The sequence below is a fragment of the Streptococcus oralis genome (genome assembly GCF_023110055.1).
Lineage (GTDB): Bacteria > Bacillota > Bacilli > Lactobacillales > Streptococcaceae > Streptococcus > Streptococcus oralis_BY.
On the sequence record NZ_JALDVG010000002.1, the window covers coordinates 168,227 to 188,526 of the forward strand.

The 20,300-nt window shown below is 42.0% G+C and carries 21 protein-coding genes and 1 tRNA gene; 3 read left to right on the forward strand and 19 right to left on the reverse strand.

Annotated features, from left to right (window positions below):
• Positions 1–58: 58 nt before the first annotated feature.
• From M1G01_RS08115 to M1G01_RS08135, 5 genes are all read right to left on the reverse strand, one after another.
• The gene (locus tag M1G01_RS08115; RefSeq protein WP_001291311.1) at positions 59–988 is read right to left on the reverse strand and encodes an ATP-binding cassette domain-containing protein; all 930 of its coding nucleotides are present in this window, start codon (positions 986–988) and stop codon (positions 59–61) included.
• A gap of 10 nt (positions 989–998) precedes the next feature.
• Positions 999–2,066: an ABC transporter ATP-binding protein gene (locus tag M1G01_RS08120; protein ID WP_247931572.1), complete on the reverse strand. Its 1,068-nt coding sequence runs from the start codon at positions 2,064–2,066 to the stop codon at positions 999–1,001.
• 8 nt (positions 2,067–2,074) lie between these two features.
• The gene (gene oppC, locus M1G01_RS08125) at positions 2,075–3,001 is read right to left on the reverse strand and encodes an oligopeptide ABC transporter permease OppC (RefSeq protein WP_247931573.1); all 927 of its coding nucleotides are present in this window, start codon (positions 2,999–3,001) and stop codon (positions 2,075–2,077) included.
• Positions 3,001–4,497: an ABC transporter permease gene (locus tag M1G01_RS08130; RefSeq protein ID WP_000759891.1), complete on the reverse strand. Its 1,497-nt coding sequence runs from the start codon at positions 4,495–4,497 to the stop codon at positions 3,001–3,003. Before M1G01_RS08130 ends, oppC begins: the two co-directional genes overlap by 1 nt.
• 66 nt (positions 4,498–4,563) lie before the next feature.
• The gene (locus tag M1G01_RS08135) at positions 4,564–6,543 is read right to left on the reverse strand and encodes a peptide ABC transporter substrate-binding protein (RefSeq protein WP_000749711.1); all 1,980 of its coding nucleotides are present in this window, start codon (positions 6,541–6,543) and stop codon (positions 4,564–4,566) included.
• A 298-nt stretch (positions 6,544–6,841) separates the two neighbouring features.
• Here M1G01_RS08135 and M1G01_RS08140 point away from each other — a divergent pair.
• Positions 6,842–6,912: transfer RNA gene (locus tag M1G01_RS08140), tRNA-Cys, on the forward strand.
• Positions 6,913–7,046: 134 nt separating this feature from the next.
• Here M1G01_RS08140 and M1G01_RS08145 read toward each other — a convergent pair.
• The 11 genes from M1G01_RS08145 to M1G01_RS08195 form a co-directional block, all read right to left on the reverse strand.
• A complete protein-coding gene (locus tag M1G01_RS08145) occupies positions 7,047–8,378 on the reverse strand; it encodes a hemolysin family protein (RefSeq protein ID WP_000390015.1) in 1,332 nt (443 codons plus the stop codon).
• Between the two features lie 137 nt (positions 8,379–8,515).
• The gene (locus tag M1G01_RS08150; RefSeq protein WP_000359005.1) at positions 8,516–9,340 is read right to left on the reverse strand and encodes a DNA/RNA non-specific endonuclease; all 825 of its coding nucleotides are present in this window, start codon (positions 9,338–9,340) and stop codon (positions 8,516–8,518) included.
• Between the two features lie 40 nt (positions 9,341–9,380).
• Positions 9,381–9,575 (reverse strand): DNA-directed RNA polymerase subunit beta, encoded by a 195-nt coding sequence (locus tag M1G01_RS08155; RefSeq protein ID WP_000739701.1) that lies wholly within the window; start codon positions 9,573–9,575, stop codon positions 9,381–9,383.
• Positions 9,562–10,845, reverse strand: a complete 1,284-nt coding sequence (murA, locus tag M1G01_RS08160) for a UDP-N-acetylglucosamine 1-carboxyvinyltransferase (RefSeq protein ID WP_247931574.1) — start codon at positions 10,843–10,845, stop codon at positions 9,562–9,564. The genes M1G01_RS08155 and murA overlap by 14 nt, the downstream gene beginning before the upstream one ends.
• A 23-nt stretch (positions 10,846–10,868) precedes the next feature.
• Entirely contained in the window at positions 10,869–11,099 is a 231-nt protein-coding gene (locus M1G01_RS08165) for a DUF1146 family protein (protein WP_002892633.1), read from the reverse strand.
• Between the two features lie 55 nt (positions 11,100–11,154).
• Positions 11,155–12,192 (reverse strand): SepM family pheromone-processing serine protease, encoded by a 1,038-nt coding sequence (locus tag M1G01_RS08170; RefSeq protein WP_247931575.1) that lies wholly within the window; start codon positions 12,190–12,192, stop codon positions 11,155–11,157.
• Positions 12,176–12,664 carry a pantetheine-phosphate adenylyltransferase gene (coaD, locus tag M1G01_RS08175; RefSeq protein WP_247931576.1) on the reverse strand — a complete coding sequence of 163 codons (489 nt, stop codon included), beginning with the start codon at positions 12,662–12,664 and terminating at the stop codon, positions 12,176–12,178. Before coaD ends, M1G01_RS08170 begins: the two co-directional genes overlap by 17 nt.
• The gene (gene rsmD / locus M1G01_RS08180) at positions 12,654–13,193 is read right to left on the reverse strand and encodes a 16S rRNA (guanine(966)-N(2))-methyltransferase RsmD (protein WP_000706942.1); all 540 of its coding nucleotides are present in this window, start codon (positions 13,191–13,193) and stop codon (positions 12,654–12,656) included. Before rsmD ends, coaD begins: the two co-directional genes overlap by 11 nt.
• 64 nt (positions 13,194–13,257) lie before the next feature.
• Entirely contained in the window at positions 13,258–14,250 is a 993-nt protein-coding gene (gene asnA / locus M1G01_RS08185) for an aspartate--ammonia ligase (protein WP_000747998.1), read from the reverse strand.
• Positions 14,251–14,359: 109 nt separating this feature from the next.
• A complete protein-coding gene (locus tag M1G01_RS08190) occupies positions 14,360–15,043 on the reverse strand; it encodes a Bax inhibitor-1/YccA family protein (protein ID WP_001076870.1) in 684 nt (227 codons plus the stop codon).
• Positions 15,044–15,097: 54 nt separating this feature from the next.
• Positions 15,098–15,838 (reverse strand): TrmH family RNA methyltransferase, encoded by a 741-nt coding sequence (locus M1G01_RS08195; protein WP_247931577.1) that lies wholly within the window; start codon positions 15,836–15,838, stop codon positions 15,098–15,100.
• Positions 15,839–15,871: 33 nt separating this feature from the next.
• On the opposite strand from M1G01_RS08195, the gene M1G01_RS08200 reads away from it, so the two are divergent.
• Positions 15,872–16,150 (forward strand): acylphosphatase, encoded by a 279-nt coding sequence (locus tag M1G01_RS08200; RefSeq protein ID WP_001174609.1) that lies wholly within the window; start codon positions 15,872–15,874, stop codon positions 16,148–16,150.
• Between the two features lie 77 nt (positions 16,151–16,227).
• The gene (gene yidC / locus M1G01_RS08205; protein ID WP_247931605.1) at positions 16,228–17,157 is read left to right on the forward strand and encodes a membrane protein insertase YidC; all 930 of its coding nucleotides are present in this window, start codon (positions 16,228–16,230) and stop codon (positions 17,155–17,157) included.
• 72 nt (positions 17,158–17,229) lie between these two features.
• Here yidC and pflA read toward each other — a convergent pair whose 3' ends face one another.
• The 3 genes from pflA to purR form a co-directional block, all read right to left on the reverse strand.
• Positions 17,230–18,024 (reverse strand): pyruvate formate-lyase-activating protein, encoded by a 795-nt coding sequence (gene pflA / locus M1G01_RS08210; RefSeq protein WP_033629301.1) that lies wholly within the window; start codon positions 18,022–18,024, stop codon positions 17,230–17,232.
• Between the two features lie 124 nt (positions 18,025–18,148).
• Positions 18,149–19,402, reverse strand: a complete 1,254-nt coding sequence (locus M1G01_RS08215; protein ID WP_247931578.1) for a diaminopimelate decarboxylase — start codon at positions 19,400–19,402, stop codon at positions 18,149–18,151.
• A gap of 66 nt (positions 19,403–19,468) precedes the next feature.
• Positions 19,469–20,296, reverse strand: coding sequence for a pur operon repressor (gene purR, locus M1G01_RS08220; RefSeq protein WP_002874197.1), 828 nt, complete (start codon positions 20,294–20,296; stop codon positions 19,469–19,471).
• Positions 20,297–20,300 lie beyond the last annotated feature (4 nt).

Consider the following 20,300-nt stretch of genomic DNA (forward strand, 5'->3'; position numbering starts at 1 on the left):
TAGAAGGGGAATTTTTCTATTAAAAATGAGAAGACCTTTCGGTCCTCTCCTAGTCTGTTTATTTTTTAAGAGCTTCTTTGTATCGAGCAACTTCCGCTTGGTTAGCCCAAACATAGTGACCTGGACGAATTTCCACCATAGACGGCTTGTCTGTCTCATAGTCATGTTGGTCAGGGTCGTAAACTTTCAAGACTTTCTTGCGTTCTAAGATTGGATCTGGAATCGGTACCGCAGATAGAAGCGCCTGAGTATATGGGTGGACAGGATTGTTAAACAACTCCTCTGTCTCCGCCACTTCGACGATAACTCCCTTATAGATAACTGCGATACGATCTGAGATAAAGCGAACAACTGACAAGTCATGCGCGATAAAGAGATAAGTCAAGCCCAACTCTTTTTGGAACTTCTTGAGCAAGTTCAAAACTTGCGCACGAACAGATACGTCCAAGGCAGAAATTGGCTCATCCGCAATAACGAAATCAGGCTCCATCACAAGAGCACGGGCAATCCCGATACGCTGACGTTGCCCACCAGAAAACTCGTGTGGGTAACGGGTCAAGTGTTCTTTCAAAAGTCCAACTTCATGAATCATCTTTTGAACTTTTTCTTTACGATCTTCTTCATCTTTAAACAAGTGATAGTTGTAAAGACCTTCAGAGATGATATAGTCAACCGTCGCACGTTCATTCAAGCTGGCTGCAGGGTCTTGGAAAATCATCTGGATACGACGGATCAAGTCTGAGGATTCCTTATGAGATTTTTTTCCATTGATCTTATGACCATCAAAGATGATTTCACCTTTACTGGTATTATTTAGACCAATAATAGCACGACCAATCGTTGTTTTCCCACTACCAGACTCACCTACAAGAGAGAAAGTTTCTCCCTTGTTGATAAAGAAGTTGGCGTTTTTAACCGCAACAAACTTCTTACTTCCTTCACCGAAGGAAATTTCTAAATCTTTAATTTCTACTAATTTTTCAGACATTTCCTTCCTCCTAGTCTTCTAGATGAGCAAAGCCCATTTTATCACGTATCTTGTCATGCAAGTCTGCGATGACCTCAGGTTTTTCAACTTTAGGAGCATTCTCATGAAGCAACCAAGTCTTAGCCCAGTGGGTATCACTAACTGAAAACTGAGGTGCTTTTTGTTCAAAGTCAATTTGCATCGCATAATCTGAACGAAGGGCAAAGGCATCACCTTTCAACTCAGTATAAAGAGACGGTGGTGTTCCAGGGATAGAGTACAATTCCCCTTTATCGTCAGCAAGCTGAGGCAAGCTAGACAAGAGACTCCAAGTATATGGATGACGTGGGTCGTAGAAAACTTCCTCAACAGTTCCGTATTCTACAATTTCACCAGCATACATAACCGCTACCTTATCCGCAATACTTGCTACCACACCAAGGTCGTGGGTGATAAAGATAATGGTAAAGTGGTACTCATTTTGTAAAGTTTTAAGCAAATCAATGATTTGGGCTTGAATGGTTACATCAAGGGCCGTTGTCGGCTCGTCACAGATTAAGATATCTGGACGACAGGCAAGGGCAATCGCAATAACGATACGTTGGCGCATCCCTCCAGAATATTGGAAAGGATACTCTTCAAAACGTTTTTCAGCATCTGGGATTCCGACCTTGTTCATATAGTCGATTGCCATCTCTTTGGCTTCCTTAGCTGTTTTCCCTTGGTGTTTAACGATAACTTCAGTGATTTGGCTACCGATTGTATTGATTGGGTCCAAACTTGTCATAGGGTCTTGGAAGATAGTCGCAATTTTAGCACCACGAATTTTCTCCCATTCCTTGTTAGAAGTAAGAGCAGTCAAGTCTTGTCCACGATAGTCGATGCTTCCTTGGGCAATACGTCCATTGTCTTCTAACATCCCTGTAAAGGTTTTTGTTAAAACAGATTTACCAGAACCAGACTCACCTACCAAGGCAAGAACTTCTCCTTCAATCAAGTCTAGAGAAACTCCTCGGATAGCCGTTAGAACTTTGTCACGAACGTCAAATTCCACGACAATATCACGAGCAGTCAAAATTACATCTTTTCCTTTTATCATGTCTACTCCTATCTATGTGTACGTGGATCACTAGCATCCGCTAGGTTTTGACCAACAACGAAAAGAGATAGGGATACCAAGATCAAGGTTGTCAACGGAATCCAGAACAAGTAAGCGTTGGTCGTAACGTTTTGTGAGTAATCTGAGATCAAACGTCCCAAACTTGGCACTGTTACAGGCAATCCCAATCCAAAGAAGGAAAGGAAGGCTTCATAAGAGATGAAGCTTGGCAACATCAAGGTCATTGTAGAAACAATAACAGATACCAATTGTGGCATGATGTTTTTAACAATGATTTTAAAGGTTGGTGTTCCAAGTGTTTGAGAAGCAAGGTTGTATTCCAAGTCACGGTAACGCATGATTTGGATACGAATCATATAAGCAATCCCAATCCAAGTTGTCACACTCATGGCAAAAATCAAATTCCAGAAACCAGCACCAATTGAGTAAGTCAAGACAATGACAATCAAGAGAGATGGAATGTTTGAAATAATGTTATAAACTTCCATCATGACGCGGTCAACGGATTTTGAAATTCCCCAAATTCCACCAACAATAACCCCGATCACAAGGTTGATAAAAGTGGCAATTACAGAGATAAGAATTGAATTACGCGCACCAAACCAAACCCCATCAAACAAGGATTTACCATTGCTATCTGTACCAAACCAATGTTCAGCATTGGGCTTGATAAAACGAGCAGAGAAGTCATTGACCTTACTTACATCGTTGAAGTCAAAATCTGAGAACATTGGGTAAATAAAGCTCATCAAGATAATGGCAATCAAAATCCCCAACATAATGACTGTTGATTTTTTCTTTAGAAATTGTCTAAATACAGAACCCCAGTATGAATAGGCAGGAGCATCAATTGTTTCAGAGGCAAAATCGTCACGTTTTACGAACTGAAATTTTTCTTTATCGATTGTTGACATTATTTGCCTCCTTTCTCTGTCAATTTAATACGTGGGTCAAGCATGGTCATCCAGATATCCCCTACAAAGAGTGAGAAGATAGAAATACATGTGAAGATGAAGACAAGACCAACTACCATTGAGTTGTTTGATGCCTTAACAGAGTCAATCAACATTTTACCCATACCTGGGAAAGCGAAGACCGTTTCTGTCAATGTTGCACCACCAATAACCCCGATTACGGCACCAGGAATACCTGAAACCAAAGGAACCATGGCATTTTTAAAGATGTGTTTATTTGAAATTTCTTTTTCAGACAAACCTTTTGCACGAGCAAAACGAACGAAGTCCTGAGATTGCAAGTCGATCATGTAACGACGAATCCAGATAGCCGTACTTGGTGCACCCAACAAACCTAGAATAACTGCTGGCAAGACATAAGAACGCCAATCTCCAGCACCCAAAATAGGGAATGAGTCAGGCAGACCAATTGATGATCCAATCAAGCGGACGATATAAACCAAGGCAATTGTTGGAAGGGCAAGCAAGAAGGTTAGAGCACCTGTCGAGAAGCTATCAATCCAAGTATTCTTGTGGCGAGCCATGGCAGATCCAAGTGGAATCGCAATCGCATACGAAATAATCAAACCAATCAAACCAGCAACCGCTGAGCTTGCGATCATTGAAGGATATTGATAATTGCTTTCTGTAGCCGTGTAAGGATCGTCTTTACCATAGTTGGCTACTTCACGCGCGTCTGCTTGACTTGGAGATTTGTAGGTACGAGAGTAAATATCTACAGATGAAGTCTTTTTACCTGTAGGGAATTGAACTTCTGATGTCTTAGTTTGTCCCTGACCTTGTGTGATAACCTGAAGCACTGGTGTGTTTGCATAAGTTGGGTAAGAATCTCCCAAGTTAATGTTCACAAAGTTTTGGTGTACAAATGGGAATTGATTGTTGAAATACAAAAGGTATTTGTGTTTTGTACCTGAACCAACCAATGACCAACCGATAGCAGGGTCATTTTCAAAACGAAGATAACGTTGCAAGTTTGGATTTTCAGGGTCTTGAATTTTGTTTGGATGATCAATATCAATCAAGTTCGCATAGAATTTGAAAACACGTTCAAAAATCGGAATTTCACGCGTAGCATAGAATTGACCACTTTCTGAGAACACACCAAGTGTCCAACCATTTCCTAGTTGGTTGATGTATTTTTCGTAGATTGCCTTATTGGTATCATTGGCATCCACTGTTACAGATGAGTCCATTGTGCTCGCTCTTTCTTGCAACTCTTTGGTATCGTAGTACTCGATATAGCCCATCCGTTCATAAACGGTATTTTCATAATTATCCCGCTTGTCCGGCGTCGTTGCAATCTTGTTATAGTTGGTATCCTGCTTGAAAATCAATTTTCGAGGAACCATCGTATAGATAATTGTGTAGGTCAAAGTCGTCACCAAGAAAATAGACAACAATGAACGCAATACACGCATAAAAATATATTTCTTCATATCGTTTCCTTTTAAAATCCCAAAAGAACCTTCTCCTCATGGAGAGAAAGTTCTCTTGAGAGTTATTTATTTAACGTGATTAGCCAATTCTTTTTGAACTTTTTCGTTTGATTCTTTTTTCTCTTTGAGCCATTTTTCACGAGCTTGTTCATAATCAGCTTTTGTTACAACCTTATCTTGTAACTGAATATACTTGAAGTATACGTCTGATCCCTTATCTCCAGATTGACTGTAAGATGCAGAGAATGGCACAACACGAGAAATGATTGGTGCAGCACCACTTGATGACATAGCTGGCAAGAAGAGTGAACTATCTGTCAACCAAGCTTGAGCAGCCGCGTATTTTTCATAACGAACATTCAAGTCGCTTGTTTCTTTTCCTGCTTCATCAACTAGCTTATCGTATTCTTTCAAACCAACTTGAGCCGCTGCAGCATTATCTGCACCTTCGTAACCCATATAGGTTTTTGTTTGTTCAGCATTCGTTGTTTTCAAGATATCAAGGTAAGTTGATGGATCTTCATAGTCAGGGTTCCATCCAACAGCACCTGAGAGATCCCAATCTTCTGCCGCTGCGCTAGCTGCGTAGTATGTAATATTCTGTAGTTCATCTGTAGTGATTTGTTGGATATCGATGACTACGTTTTCTTCTCCAAGTACTGTTTCAACGGATTGTTTGAAGGATTGAATACGTGCAATATAGTTTTTAGATGTTTGGTCTACTGGGATATCCAAGTGGATAGGGAATTTCACACCTTCTGCTTCCAATGCTGTTTTAGCTTTGGCAAATTCGGCTTTGGCTTTATCGGCGTTGAAAAGTCCATCTTGACCATCCGCAAAGTTTACATTCTTCCATTCATCACCGTAAGCCGCCATCTTTTCAGTTACCAAGTCACCGAAAGTTTTTTCGCCTGCAGAGACAAAGTCTGGTTTCACAAAGAGGTTACGAACTGCAAGAGGAGCACCTTCCTTACCATTAATTTGTGCTGAGTAAGAAGTACGGTCAAAGGCAAAGTTCAAAGCCTGACGGAAGTCCTTGTTAAGAAGGGCTTTCTTAGTAGAAGTCTTCTCTTCATCAGTTGTCTTAGAAGTGTATTTGTAACCTTGACGGTCAATATTTACACCCAAACCACCAATACCTGGACCTGATGGAGTGTAGTAAATATTGTCTTTGTAAGTTTCTTCTACCTTAGAGTAGTTTGAACTTGTTGGGAAGAGACGGGCATAGCTATAAGCCCCACTTGTAAAGTTACGTTCAATTGATTCTTGATCTGAACCATCATAGTAAGCAAGTGTTACTTTATCAAGATGAACATTGTCTTTGTCCCAATAGTTTTCATTCTTCACAAATTCGATAGATGACTTAGCAGTCAAACCTCTCAGCAAGAATGGTCCATTGTAAAGCAATGATGTAGGGTCAGTCGCTTTACCAAAATCAGATCCTTTTGATTTTTCAAATTCTTCGTTCAATGGCCAGAAGATTGAGTAGGCCAGCTTAGAGTTCCAGTATGGTTCTGGTTTGTTCAAAGTGTATTCAAGGGTGTAATCATCAACTGCTTTTACACCGACTGAAGCAAAATCTTTATTGTTTCCAGCTATATAGTCAGCTAGACCTTTAACTGAATCTTCTGCTAGATACTTAGCTGCTGATTTATTGTCAGCTGCGTGTTTCAAACCATTTACAAAGTCTTTGGCTGTTACTTCAGCATACTCTTCGCCATCAGATGTCATCCATTTGACACCTTTACGAATCTTGTAGGTATAAGTCAAACCATCTTTTGAAACTGACCAGTCTTCTGCAACTGCAGGAACTAAATTCCCATACTTGTCGTTTGTGAAAAGACCATCGATACCATTTGAAGTGGCGACCTTAGTACTTTGTTTCCCTGAAATGAGGTAATCCAACGTTTCTGGGTCAGCTGTATAAACATAGCCATAATTTTTTGGCGCTGTTGAATCAGATGATTTTGAAGAACCACAAGCAGCTAGTACTCCTGCCGCTAATAAAGCAACACCTGCTGCAACAAATACTCTACTTTTTTTCATGTTTTTAACTCCTCTTGAAAAATTTAGGCTTATTGGAAATTATAACATATATTTTTTAAAAAGTAAACGAATTTTCAGAATATTTTGGCGCATTTCCTCAAAAAACTTCTATTTGTCAAAATTTCTGCATTCTTTGTTTGTTTCTGCAAGAAATACTTTCTAGTCTGATCTTCTTTAGAAAGGGATTTTTACAAGCTTTTTCTCACTTCTTCGATCATCATCTGTTTTCCTAAATTGGATTTTAGAATAAGAAACTATTGACGGGAAATGATTTTCAAGGTATAATAATAAACGTTGAGGCGGTATAGCCAAGTGGTAAGGCACGGCTCTGCAAAAGCTTGATCGTCGGTTCAAATCCGTCTACCGCCTTTCAGTTCCTGAATGAACAGGAATTAACCAAATGAAAAGCTCGTAAAACCGGGCTTTTTTTATTATTCCTAATAAGTGGGGACAACTGAACCTACCATCTAGATTTACAAAAAGCAGTGACTCAAGTCACTGCTTTATTCTGTTTCTTCTTCAGGTTCTAGTTCTGTGATTTGAACTTTTACCTTGGTAACACGTCCATTTTTCACCTTATCGTTGGTCAGGACGACTTGCTTGTTTTGACTGACCAGTTGGTAACTGATTTTCTCAGTGGTTGGAATCGTACCAACACCCGTCAAATAATAACCGGCGATGGTATCCACATCATCGCTTTCTAGTTCGACACCAAAGTAGTTATTGAAGTCGTTAAGATTCATGGTTCCCTGTGCAATATAGGTGTCCTCACCGATTTGATGGACTTCGATTTCTGCCCTATCGGTCTCGTCATCAATCTCACCGACAATCTCTTCTAAAAGATCTTCCAGAGTTACCAAACCAGCCATACCACCATATTCATCGAGCAAAATGGCCATTTGTCTTTGGGTATTTCGCAATTCTTTTAGCAAGTCATCCACAAAAATAGTTTCAGGAACAAAGAGTGGATCTTGTAAGATCTTCTTCCAGACAATATTTTCAAAGCCATCTGCATAGGCAGCGTTTAGCAAACGCTTGGTATGAATCAAACCAATCACATTGTCCTTATCCCCATCATAAACAGGGATACGTGAGAAATTTTGCTTTAGAATACTTTGGATAATGGTTTGACTATCATCCTGAATATCCACCATAAAGGCATCTGTCCGAGGAACCATGACTTCTCTCGCCATCAGCTCATCTAGAGAGAAGATCCCTTGTAACATCTCGATTTCGTCTGCATCCAAAGTTTCCTCACTTTTGGTCAACATGTACTCAATTTCATCTCGAGTCATTTTTTCATCCGCATCATCAAAGGTCATTGGCGTTAAACGACTCAAGAGATTGGTTGAAGCAGATAACAACCAGACAAAGGGACTGACAATTTTCCCCAAGCCAATAATGACTGGTGCGGTTCGGATGGCCAAGGTATCTTTCAGATTTAGAGCGATTCTCTTGGGATAGAGTTCCCCAAAAACAATAGAAATATAGGTCAAAAACGCTAAAGATAGAAAACTTGCAATAGCGTAAGCTGTTTCACTATTTCCTATCCAAGATGCGATTTCGCGTCCTAGAGTGTCTGCTAAACTAGCCCCTGACAAGATGGTAATTAACGTGATACCAACTTGAATTGTTGATAAAAAGTGGTTAGGATTTTCAAGTACCTTTAACAAACGAATGTAACGTTTGTCTCCCTCTTCTGCCTTTTGTTCCACTCGGGAACGGTTTAGTGACACCATCGCCATTTCAGTGGCTGAGAAAAAAGCATTTAACAAGGTCAAGATAAATAACAATACAAACTGTAGCAACAAATTCTGACTGCTCGGGTCTTCCATAGTCCTTCTCCTAAAATAGTATCTTGTGTTCCATTATATCATAAAATCGATCAGGATTCACATTATTTTTCATTTAAAGAACAACTCCCCTGCCTCTAGAAGACAAAGGAGCTGTTTTTTTATTGTATCTATTGTTTCTAATCCGTCACTGTTACTTGACCCGTTTGGTAATCAAGCTGGATTCCCTTTTGAACATTTGGAATCAGGACGTTGAATTCCAATTCGCCATCCGAAGACTTGGCTTCAATTTGTGAAGCCGATGGAACTAGGTCCTCATTTGTAGCATAGTGGAGAGTTACCCGATAACGGACTCTCTTATTCTGGTCCAAGGCTTTTCTGACCAAACTCTCATAGTAGTTCTGCCCTGTCGAATCTTCAGCCTGAGCCTGGTTGGCCCAAGCTGTCTGAACTGCAATGTTCTTGGGATTGCTGGTAGAAGCATCAAAGCCATCTAACCCACCTATCAAGGCATAACCCAATAAGTGCCCCCTATCTACTGCGTGTGTATAGGCTCCCTTTAGATTCTTGACCTGATGCCATCCTGGTGGCGTCCAGGAGGTTGAGCCGTTGCCTGTTTCTTCACGGTTCTTATACTGCCGAGTCGCTTTGGATAAGATGGCATTGGCAACAGTCGGGACTGTTTCTTTTCCAACTATCTTTGTCTTATTATCCGCATAGGGTTTGCTAGAAACCTTGGCATCTAGATTGGTTTTATTGCCATTGACAATGAAGGCCCCTGCTCCATTCCACTCGAGCCCCCCCTTGATTTGATTTTTGATTGACTCAGTTAAGACACTTTCAGCTAGCTCCTGACTGGGTGCTTCTGAAGCTTGTTTTTTCTGACTAACCTTGGTTCTAGGGCTATTTGGTACTGACTGCATCTGCTTGATGTAGTAGCTTCCAGCAGCCAAGAGTAAGAATAGAAGTAATCCTATCAGAGCTTGTCTTGTTTTTTTGTCCATTTTTCTCCTTATTTCTTTAGAAAAAGACTGGTCTCCCAGTCTAATTTCCTGTAAATTTGCTAATCAATTCCTGCCACTTTGCTGGAGACAATATAGCCCATGGATCCTGTCCCTTTCCTAGGATGCCATAACCAACCATCAAGCCGATTCCTAAAGCCAGAAAGCCTAGCAATAGTACGATAAAAATCAACAGTAAACGACGGAGTACATAGCGTAAGTTTTTATTCTTCTTCATCATTTGCCTCGATTCGCTGAATCTTCGCTCCTAGCTGAGCCAATTTCTCATGAAAACGGTAGTAACCTCTATCAAGGTGGACTAACTTACCAACAACTGTTTCTCCCTGCGCCACCAGACCTGTCAAAATCAAGGCAGCACTAGCGCGAAGGTCCGTTGATAGAACTTCTGCCCCCTGTAAAGCCTGTCCCCCAACAATACGAGCCGTGTCACGGATAATCTCTGAATGCAAGCCCATACGGCGCATTTCCTCTAAGTGTTGGAAGCGATTCTCAAACACCGTTTCCACCATGGTGGATTCCCCTTTTGCGACTGTCATAAGAGCTGTAAATTGTGCCTGCATATCTGTTGGGAATCCTGGATGTGGTAAGGTTTTTACATGAACAGCCTTGAGCTTTTCCAGTTGAGAACGAACACGGATGCCTTCTGACTCCTCTGTCACTTCAACGCCCATTTCAAGTAGTTTTGAGATTAAGGGGCGATTGTGTTCCCAGACTGCATCACGAACGAGGACATCTCCACCAGTCATAGCTGCCGCTACCATAAAGGTTCCAGCTTCGATACGATCCTGCACGACATTGTGGGTCGCACCATGGAGTTCCTCGACACCAGTCACTGTGATGGTTTCGGTACCAGCTCCCTTGACCTTGGCTCCCATTTCATTAAGGAGAATAGCGAGGTCAACAATTTCCGGCTCACGCGCAGCGTTTTCAATGACAGTCACTCCATCCGCTAGAGTCGCTGCCATCATGAGGTTTTGTGTTGCGCCAACACTTGGGAAGTCCATGTAGATATGAGCGCCATGCAGGCGTTTTGCCTTGGCTTCGATGTAACCAGCTGTCTGGGTAATCTTTGCCCCCATAGCTTCCAAACCTTTGAGGTGGAGGTCAATGGGACGACTTCCGATGGTACAGCCCCCTGGCATGGATACCTTGGCATGACCTACACGAGCAAGGATTGGTCCCAAGACAACAATCGATGCACGCATCTTACTGACATACTTGTATGGAGCTTCCTCCGTGATATCACCAGTTGCATCGACCTCGACAACATGAGCTTCCTCATCAAAGTCCACCTTGGCATTCAGACCTCGAACCACTTGATTCATGGTGAAAACATCTGACAAGATTGGGACGTTCTGCAAGACTGTCTTCCCCTTGCTTGCTAGAATAGTCGCTGCCAACAAGGGCAAGACTGCATTCTTTGCTCCCTCGATCGTCACACTCCCGACCAGACGATTATCTCCGCCTTGAACCACAATTTTTTCCATAGTTGTTTCCTTTACTTTTGATTTTATAATAGTCCTCTAAGCGCTTCTTGCCACAGTTGGTACAAACTGATAAAGAATGAACTCAAGATATAGCCCATCACAATACTAAAGAAGCCTACCAACAAACGAACTTTTTTTGTGTTAGTAGCGGTCACTTTTAAAACCTTTTCCCATCTCACAAGATCCTTCAAAAGGTAAAAACTCAAATAAATAAAGAGTATATGACTACTTAGAGTGAATAATAATTGAACCATTTGACTATTATACCATCTTATCCGCTTGCGCGCTAGTTTTCAATTTTTCTACGAATTAGGGATTGTTTTTAAGGTAATCAATTGCATCCTGCAATGTCTTAACGGGAACGATTTTCATCTCTGTTTTGATCGTTTTAGCAGCTTCTAAGGCTGTTTCATAGTTGCTTTTCGCATTGGGATCTGCTTTTTTTGCTTCCTCGGTGACTGGATTGTCAGGAGCAAAAAAGATGTTGGCTCCCTGACGAGAGGCTGCAACCACTTTTTTGTCAATTCCACCGATGTCGCCAACATTTCCATCGCGATCAATAGTTCCCGTTCCCGCAACGACGCGGCCATTACGAAGACCTGGGTCTGCTATCTGGGTGTAAATAGCTAGGCTAAACATGAGACCGGCGCTTGGCCCCCCGATACCAGCTGTTGAAAAGCGAATCGGAACATCACTGGTCACTTCCGTACGGTCAATCAAGCCAATCCCAATCCCATTTTTCCCGTTTTCGAGAGTGATAATTTTACCTTCTGCAGACTTGACTTTTCCGTCTTCTTCATAGGTTACCTTGACCGTATCTCCTAATTGTTGAGAATTAACATAGTCGACCAAGTCTTTTGAACTGTCAAATGTTTTGTCATTAACAGCCGTCACGGTATCTGCAATGTTCAGAATGCCCTTAAAAGTTGAATTGTCCGTCACGGTCAAGACATAAACTCCCAGATACTTGAGTTCTATATCCTTTCCAGCCGTCTTCAATCCTTGATACTTGGCCATGTTTTGAGAAGTTTGCATATAGAACTGATTAATCCGCATAAACTCTGCATCAGTAGAGCCACCCGTAGTCTCCTTGGCACTTCTAATATCTGTGAAAGGTGTTAACCAAGCATATACAAGATGCGATAGGGTTGCGTGTCGAATACCGACTGTTACAAACTGGTAAGCTCCTGCTTCTTTGTCTTCTGTTTCATTGACTTTCAAAACGCGACGAATATCTTCCGCTCCACCTGGAACTTCTATGTAGTAAGGTAAAGGTACTACAAAGGCTAAAAAAGTCAATACTAGTGCTAGGATGACATATAAGGGCCATCTAGTTTTTTTCTTCATGTTCTAATTCCTCCACAACACTGTTTGGGACATATTGCTGAATCTCCTGACCAAACTTCAGAAGTTCTCTCACGGCCGAAGAGCTAATATAAAGATGCTCTGGGCGACTATATAGGTAAATGGTTTCGATTTCTGGAGCAAGTTGATGATTGTAGTAGTCAAAGCTAGACTCGTATTGCAAGTCGGTGGTATTTCGCAAGCCACGGACAAGGGTCTTAGCACCCAGTCTTCTTGCAACATCGACAACTAGTTGGTCATGAGAAGCCAGCACCTCTACATTATCTAAATGCGCCACCGCTTTTTCGACTGCTCGTTTACGGTTTTCAACAAGGAGAAAGCCTTGTTTGTGGGGATTGTAGAACACCCCGACATAGAGCTTGTCAAAAAGTTTGCTAGCACGTTCAATCATATCCAGATGTCCATTTGTCATCGGATCAAATGAACCTGTAAATAATCCAATTTTATCTGACATAGACTGTCACCTTACTAATCCCATATATTTTTTCCTTCCAGATACCTAAGCAGGCGATTTCTTCTGGGAGTTCTACAGACTTATCGGTTTCACAGACAACCATGACCTCTTCGGAGAAAAGGTTTCTTTCTGCCATTTTCTCGATATCTGCAACGATTTGTTCCTTGGCATAGGGAGGATCTAAAAAGACCAGGTCAAAGGGATCTTTTACTTGCTCCAAGGCCCGTTCAGCCTCCATCTTTAAGAGCTGAAATTTGGAAACTTCCTTGGTCATTTGGATGTTTTCAGCGATAATAGCTTGCGCCTTTCGATCCCGCTCCACTAAGACAGCATGGGACATCCCACGCGAGACTGCCTCGATGGATAAACCACCACTGCCAGCATAGAGATCCAAGACACGACCACCCTCAAAATAGGGACCTATCATGTTAAAGATAGCTCCACGCACCTTATCTGATGTCGGTCTCGTCGTCTTGCCTTCTAGCGTCTTGAGGGGACGCCCTCCGTAGATTCCTGATACGATTTTCATACCGTTTATTATACCAAATTATGGGCAAAAAGAGAAAGAAAACCGAACCTTGCGGTTCAGTTTTCTACAAAATATTTTCGTACGTATCGCGGACTTCTTGAGGCCAGACACTGGTCTGGACCTCTCCGATGTGTTTCTTACGAAGAAGGAACATGGCCATACGAGACTGTCCGATACCTCCACCAATTGTCAGTGGGAAAAGACCGTTAAGCAAGGCTTTATGCCATTCCAGCTCAAGACGATCTTCGTCTCCTGTAAGAGCCACTTGGCGACGAAGGGTATCCTCATCTACCCGAATCCCCATTGATGAAAGTTCAAAGGCACAACCAAGAGATTCGTTCCAAACGAGAATATCGCCATTCAACCCCTTGTAGCCATTTTCAGACTCTGTTGTCCAGTCATCATAGTCAGGTGCGCGGCCGTCATGAGGTTTTCCGTCAGGCAACTCGCCACCGATACCAATCAAGAAGACTGCACCAAACTCTTTACAGATCGCATTTTCACGCTCTTTTGGTGTTAGGTCTGGGTAGCGTTCCACCAACTCTTCTGTATGGATAAAGGTGATTTGTTTTGGCAAGATGGATTCGATATCGTAGCGGGCTTCTACGGCTAGCTCTGTCAAACGAATAGCCTTGTAAATCTTCTCAACGGTTTCTTTGAGATAGGCGATATTGCGTTGACCATTTGGGATAACCTTCTCCCAGTCCCACTGGTCCACATAAACTGAGTGAGTCGCATCAAGCGAATCTTCGTCTGGACGAAGGGCCTTCATGTGAACAAACAGACCCTCACCTTCACCGAAACCAAAACGAGCCAAGGTGTGGCGTTTCCATTTGGCAAGTGAGTGAACGACTTCATAGGTTTCATCTGGAATCTGCAAAACCTTGACGGATACTGGATTTTCAACACCTGACAGGTTGTCCTGCATCCCATCCCCGACCTTGCTCAAGATAGGACCTTGAACTTCAACAACTTCTAACTTATCTTTCAAATACTGGGTAAAAGTGTTTTTGACAAAGGAAATTTCTTCTTGTTGATGAATAAAACTTTTCTTCATAAACAGCTCCTCAAAAATTAGTTAAAAGCATTATACACCTATTTCCAAGAAAAGAAAAGAGTAAATAAGAAAAAGTCAGTGCTCTTTTGAACACTGACTCTGTCATTCATTAATCGTTTCGACCAAAGATACGTAAGATGCTAAGGAAGAGGTTGATAAAGTCTAGATAGATGCTGAGCGCCATCGAGATGACCCAGCCTGTCGCGACTTGTCCTCGTGACTGCTCATAAACATAGCGAATCTTTTGGTTGTCCCAAGCAATCAAACCTGAGAAAACCAAGACCATGGCAATACTAATCATGTAGTCAAAGAAACTATTGGCTAAAAATAGATTTACAACCATGGCAATAATGAGACCAACAAGCGCCGCCATCAAAGCTCGGCCCATTCCACTCAAATCTTTCTTAGTGAAAATTCCGATTGCCGCCATGACAAAGAAGAGAAGGGCACTGGATACAAAGGCTGATAAGACGGTCCCAGGTGTATAGAAGGCTACGACAAAACTAAGCGTAAATCCATTTAAAACAGAATAAACTAAAAATACTGGGAGAGCTGCTGGGCTATTTTTTGCAGCCATGCTACTTGCAACAAAGACTAGAGCAAGTTCTGCAAAAGTTGCAATCATCAACCAGAGACGGCCATGCATTAAAAAGTAGACCAATTGGGACTGAAAGACTGTCAACATCAAAGCTGACACGAGAGCTGATAGACCAATCCCAAGTCCCACAAAGGCATAAACCTTAGCGTAAAATTGATTGAGACCTGAACGTTCTTGAATAATCGTTTGATTCATTCTGATTCTCCTTTTTCTATAAATATGTCTTGATTATAACAAAGATTTTATAAATTAGCTGAAATAAAACATCAAAATTCCTGCTGCAACTGCCACGTTGAGACTTTCTGCTCGGCCTTTCATGCCTATATGAACCAGCTGATCAGCACTCTCAGCCATAACAGAACTAATCCCCTGTCCTTCATTTCCCATGACTAAAGCAAAGTTTTCTAAGGGAGAAAGCTCACGATAGTCCTTGGATTCTTTGGATAAGGTCGTTGCTAGAATGGGCAAATTGCTCTTCTTTGCCTCTTCTACAAAGGAAGCAAGAGACATCCGATAGATGGGCAAATGAAAATGACTTCCTTGCATGGATCGCAGGGTCTTGAGACTGTAGATATCTGCTGACTTGTCTGAGACAATAACCCCTGTAAAACCTGCAGCATCCGCAGTCCGAATCATGGTACCTACGTTCCCAGGATCTTGGACATCTTCTAAAAATAAAAACTTTCCCCGACGAAGATCGGGCAGACCCGCTTCTTCTTTTTGAATCACTGCAACAATCCCTTGAGGAGTTTGCGTATCTGCCAAATCTAGCAAAATCTCCTCTGAAACCCAGACTGTTTGTGGAAAAGCCGCTAGCTGATCTCGGTAACTTTCTAGGGCAAAAATCTTCTCAATCGTCACTCCTGCTTGAACAGCTTCTTCAAACAAGTGCCATCCTTCAATCAAATAAGCAGACTTCCGATATTTTTTTTGATGTAATTTCTTGGCATTTTTTACCACAGAATTGGCTTTTGAGGTTATAATAGTCATAGAAATATTATAACACAATCAAAGGGGTTTGGTATGCAAAAGGTTAGAATGATTGCCCAAGGCAGGGTGCAGGGTGTTGGTTTTCGCTGGGGTGTTGTTACTTTAGCTCTTGAAATCGGTGGCATCACTGGTCGTGTCTGGAATAACGATGATGGCACAGTGGAAATTCTTGCTCAGGCAGACTCCTCTGCAACTATGGCAAAATTTATCCAAGAAATCCGAAAAGGTCCGACACCTTTTTCAAAAGTTACCTATCTAGATGTACAAATGAGCAACTTTTCATCCTATTCGGACTTCAAAGTCGCAAATTAGGTCTCTAGAACTATTGTATATTTTACAAAAAAACAGTAGAATAGAGAGGTATAATTTTTAAAGAAGGAATGAAAACATTGAAATCTATTAAACGTTTTGCCCTCTCTGCTATGGGAGTGGCTATGCTACTCGTCTTGTCAGGCTGTGTCCAAGTAGACAAAGCAACAGGACAACCCACAGGATTGATTTGGAATACCATCGGAGCACCTATGGCTGAAGCCATCAAGTACTTCGCTACTGATAAAGGTCTAGGCTTTGGTGTGGCTATCATTATCGTAACCATTATCGTGCGCTTGATTATCTTGCCACTTGGTATCTACCAATCATGGAAGGCAACGCTTCACTCTGAAAAGATGAATGCCCTCAAACATGTCCTTGAGCCACATCAAACACGCCTCAAAGAGGCAACAACTCAAGAAGAAAAACTAGAAGCCCAACAAGCTCTCTTTGCGGCTCAGAAAGAACATGGCATCAGCATGTTCGGTGGAGTAGGATGTTTCCCTATCCTCATTCAAATGCCTTTCTTCTCTGCTATCTACTTTGCAGCCCAATACACTGATGGTGTAGCTAGCTCTACTTTCTTGGGTATCAATCTTGGTTCCCCAAGTATAATCCTTGTCGCCTTCGCTGGTATCCTCTACTATCTCCAATCAATTCTCTCACTTCATGGAGTAGAAGATGAGATGCAAAGAGAACAGCTCAAGAAAATGATTTACATGAGCCCACTCATGATTGTCGTCTTCTCCTTCTTCGCACCAGCCAGTGTGACCCTTTACTGGGTTGTCGGTGGTTTCATGATGATTCTCCAACAGTTCATCGTTAACTATGTTGTTCGTCCAAAACTTCGCAAAAAAGTTCGTGAAGAATTTGCCAAAAATCCACCAAAAGCAAGTTCATTTTCAACTGGAGGCGGACGCAAAGATGTCACTCCAAATCAAGCTACTGCGATCATGACCAATAAGAAACATAAAAAACGCAATGCTGGAAAACAACATTCTAGAAAATAAGAAAAAAGCTTAGCTGAAAGGCTAGGCTTTTTATGCATCACAAAAGCCCGATGTCTCCATCAGGCTTCTTTTTTATCCATGAACACGTTTCATGTAGTCTTGGTAACTTTCTGTATCCATCAATTCCTTGGCATTCTTAACACGGTCTGCTGTTGGAGGTTTGACCCCTTCAAGCGAATAAGGAATCCCAAGTTCACGCCACTTGAATTCTCCCATCGTATGATAAGGTAGAATTTCAAACTTATCAACGTTTTTGAGGGTTTTGACAAATTTTCCGAGTTCGATCAAGTCGTCATCTCTGTCTGTCAATCCCGGAACCAGCACATGGCGAATCCAAACAGGCTTCCCGATATCTGATAGGTACTGGGCACAGGCCAAGATATTTTTATTGGTTTGACTTGTGACAATCTTGTGCTGTTCTTCGTTGATTTCCTTGATATCCAGAAGAACCAAGTCTGTTACCGCCATGAGTTTATTAAACTTTTCGAGATAACGTGGTTTATTACGGAACGGAAGGGCACAGGTATCCAAGGTACAGTGGATTCCTTTTTCCTTGGCCTTGGTAAAGAGGGCAATTAGGAAATCAATCTGTAAGAGAGCTTCTCCTCCACTGACAGTGATTCCTCCCTTGTCTCCCCAGAATCCACGGTAGCGAAGGGCTTCTGACAAAACATCGTCTACTGTCCGTTCGCGTGATTTATTGGTCTCCATCGCCCATGTATCGGGGTTATGACAGTACTGGCAACGCATGTGACAGCCCTGCAAAAAGACAATAAACCGAATCCCAGGGCCATCTACCGCCCCAAAACTCTCTGTCGAATGCACCATTCCTGTCACTTGTCCATAGTCAATTGTTTCTTCAGACATATCGTCACCTTCCTTGAAACCGTTTTATAGTTTTATTATATCACGAGTAAGGTGAAAAACAAGGTTTTTTTGTCTATTTTTTAGAAAGCAATCTGTTTTTCACTTTCATTTTCAATTTCTTTTACTAATCCGATTCAAAATCAAAACCATACAAGGTTGCGAAATAGTCCTCAGGGCGCTCTGCACGGCGGATTTGGCGGGCTTTTCCTTCTTCGGTATAGAGAATTTCTGCTGAGCGTAGTTTAGCATTGTACTGGTAACCCATGGAGAATCCATGTGCACCTGTATCATGAATCACCAGTAAATCACCGATTTCTGTATGAGGTAGTTCGCGGTTCACTGCAAATTTATCATTGTTTTCACAGAGTGAACCGACCACGTCTACCACCTCAACAGGTTCATCTGGATGAGTCAGATTGGTGATATGGTGGTAGGCTCCATACATGGCGGGGCGCATGAGGTTGACTGCTGAGGCATCCACGCCCAGATAGGTACGGTAGGTTTTTTTCTTATGAGTGACTCTTGTGACCAAAGCTCCGTGAGGGGCTAACATAAAGCGACCCAATTCGGTGAAAATCTTAACCTGACCAAGTCCTGCAGGTGTAAGGACTTCCTCATAAACCTTACGCACCCCTTCACCAATCACAGCGATATCATTTGGCTCCTGGTCTGGACGGTAATTGACTCCGATTCCGCCAGAAAGATTGATAAAGTCCAGTGAAATGCCCAATTTTTCTTTGATTTCCACAGCTAATTCAAAGAGCTGACGGGCCAACTCTGGATAGTAGAGATGGGTCACGGTATTGGATGCTAGGAAAGAGTGAATCCCAAAAGTCTTAGCTCCTTTTTCCTTCAAAACAGCAAAGGCTTCAAAGAGTTGATCCTTGGTCATCCCAAACTTGGCCTCCCCAGGGTTATCCATGATATCTGTTCCTAGCTCAAAAACGCCTCCAGGATTGTAACGACAAGAGATGATTTCTGGAATACCTGCCGCTCGCTCCAGATGTTCAATATCTTCAAAGGCATCCAAGTTAATAGTCGCACCTAATTCATGGGCATAAGCGTACTCTTGGTCTGGCGTATTGTTTGATGAGAACATGATTTCAGGACCTGCAAATCCAAGTTTATGGCTCATCAGGAGCTCCACATAACTGGAACAGTCCACACCACAGCCTTCCTCTTTGAGGATTTTCAAGATGGCTGGGGTTGGAGTGGCCTTGACTGCAAAATATTCTTTGAATCCCTTATTCCAGGAAAAGGCCTTGTTGACTGCTCTTGCTTTTTCACGAATCCCCTTCTCATCATACAAGTGAAAGGGAGTTGGGAACTCTGCAACAATTGTTTCTAAATCTTCACGGCTGATAAATGGTGTTTTCATAGGAATCCTTCTATTCTGTTTGCAAAGAAAGGCTGGGACAAGCGTTCCAACCTTTAGTGCTATCTCTTATTTGTCTTCGTCAAAGATATTTCCAATCTCGACATCGATGGATTGGTTCTTAACATCAATATTGGTTACTTTCAAGAGTGATTTGTAATCAAACTGCTTTTCACGTTCTTCTTGGGCATTGTCTGCAAAGACTGCAACACCAGCCAACTCTGAATCAAACTCACGCAAGAGACTAATCATCCCGTTGACAGTTCCTCCGCCTTTCAAGAAATCATCCACAATCAAGACACGACTGCCTGCCTTGAGGCTGCGTTTTGAAAGGAACATTTTCTCAATACGGTCACCACTTGAACCTGAAACATAGTTGACGCTGACTGTTGAGCCTTCGGTAATTTTCAAATCGCGACGCACGATAACAAAAGGAACATTGAGAACGTTGGCAACTGCATTTGCAAGCGGAACCCCTTTAGTTGCCACTGTCATAACGGCATCGATTTTTTGGTCCATAAAGCTCTTAGCAATGATACGCCCAATATTTTTCAAAATGGCAGGTGTACTGAGCAAATCAGATAGGTAGATGTAACCACCTGGCAAGATACGGTCGCTTTCTGAAAGCTTATCACGCAAGTCTGCGATCATCTCTTTGGCTTCATGGCTAGAGATTGATGGTGTAAAGATAACGCCACCACCTGCTCCAGTCACTGTCTGGATATGGCCGATTTCGATTTCTTCAAAAGCACGCTTGATAATCACGATGTCCTCTGAGATAGATGATTTAGCTGATTCGTACTTTTCCGCAAAGGTATTGAGACTGGTTAGTTTGTATGGATTATTAATCAAATAGTTGGAAATGACAACCATTCGATCACTTCTTCTTAATTTCATTTTT

Bases quoted from the DNA above. Each gene is read 5' to 3' on its own strand.
- M1G01_RS08165 (WP_002892633.1), bottom strand. From the start codon at position 11,099: ATGGTTCAATTATTATTCACTCTAAGTAGTCATATACTCTTTATTTAT.
- M1G01_RS08135 (WP_000749711.1), bottom strand. From the start codon at position 6,543: ATGAAAAAAAGTAGAGTATTTGTTGCAGCAGGTGTTGCTTTATTAGCG.
- M1G01_RS08195 (WP_247931577.1), bottom strand. From the start codon at position 15,838: ATGACTATTATAACCTCAAAAGCCAATTCTGTGGTAAAAAATGCCAAG.
- M1G01_RS08120 (WP_247931572.1), bottom strand. From the start codon at position 2,066: ATGATAAAAGGAAAAGATGTAATTTTGACTGCTCGTGATATTGTCGTG.
- M1G01_RS08150 (WP_000359005.1), bottom strand. From the start codon at position 9,340: ATGGACAAAAAAACAAGACAAGCTCTGATAGGATTACTTCTATTCTTA.
- M1G01_RS08145 (WP_000390015.1), bottom strand. From the start codon at position 8,378: ATGGAAGACCCGAGCAGTCAGAATTTGTTGCTACAGTTTGTATTGTTA.
- rsmD (WP_000706942.1), bottom strand. From the start codon at position 13,193: ATGAAAATCGTATCAGGAATCTACGGAGGGCGTCCCCTCAAGACGCTA.
- oppC (WP_247931573.1), bottom strand. From the start codon at position 3,001: ATGTCAACAATCGATAAAGAAAAATTTCAGTTCGTAAAACGTGACGAT.
- purR (WP_002874197.1), bottom strand. From the start codon at position 20,296: ATGAAATTAAGAAGAAGTGATCGAATGGTTGTCATTTCCAACTATTTG.
- M1G01_RS08190 (WP_001076870.1), bottom strand. From the start codon at position 15,043: ATGAATCAAACGATTATTCAAGAACGTTCAGGTCTCAATCAATTTTAC.
- M1G01_RS08115 (WP_001291311.1), bottom strand. From the start codon at position 988: ATGTCTGAAAAATTAGTAGAAATTAAAGATTTAGAAATTTCCTTCGGT.
- M1G01_RS08170 (WP_247931575.1), bottom strand. From the start codon at position 12,192: ATGAAGAAAAAAACTAGATGGCCCTTATATGTCATCCTAGCACTAGTA.
- M1G01_RS08200 (WP_001174609.1), top strand. From the start codon at position 15,872: ATGCAAAAGGTTAGAATGATTGCCCAAGGCAGGGTGCAGGGTGTTGGT.
- pflA (WP_033629301.1), bottom strand. From the start codon at position 18,024: ATGTCTGAAGAAACAATTGACTATGGACAAGTGACAGGAATGGTGCAT.
- M1G01_RS08130 (WP_000759891.1), bottom strand. From the start codon at position 4,497: ATGAAGAAATATATTTTTATGCGTGTATTGCGTTCATTGTTGTCTATT.
- coaD (WP_247931576.1), bottom strand. From the start codon at position 12,664: ATGTCAGATAAAATTGGATTATTTACAGGTTCATTTGATCCGATGACA.
- asnA (WP_000747998.1), bottom strand. From the start codon at position 14,250: ATGAAGAAAAGTTTTATTCATCAACAAGAAGAAATTTCCTTTGTCAAA.
- M1G01_RS08215 (WP_247931578.1), bottom strand. From the start codon at position 19,402: ATGAAAACACCATTTATCAGCCGTGAAGATTTAGAAACAATTGTTGCA.
- M1G01_RS08155 (WP_000739701.1), bottom strand. From the start codon at position 9,575: ATGAAGAAGAATAAAAACTTACGCTATGTACTCCGTCGTTTACTGTTG.
- murA (WP_247931574.1), bottom strand. From the start codon at position 10,845: ATGGAAAAAATTGTGGTTCAAGGCGGAGATAATCGTCTGGTCGGGAGT.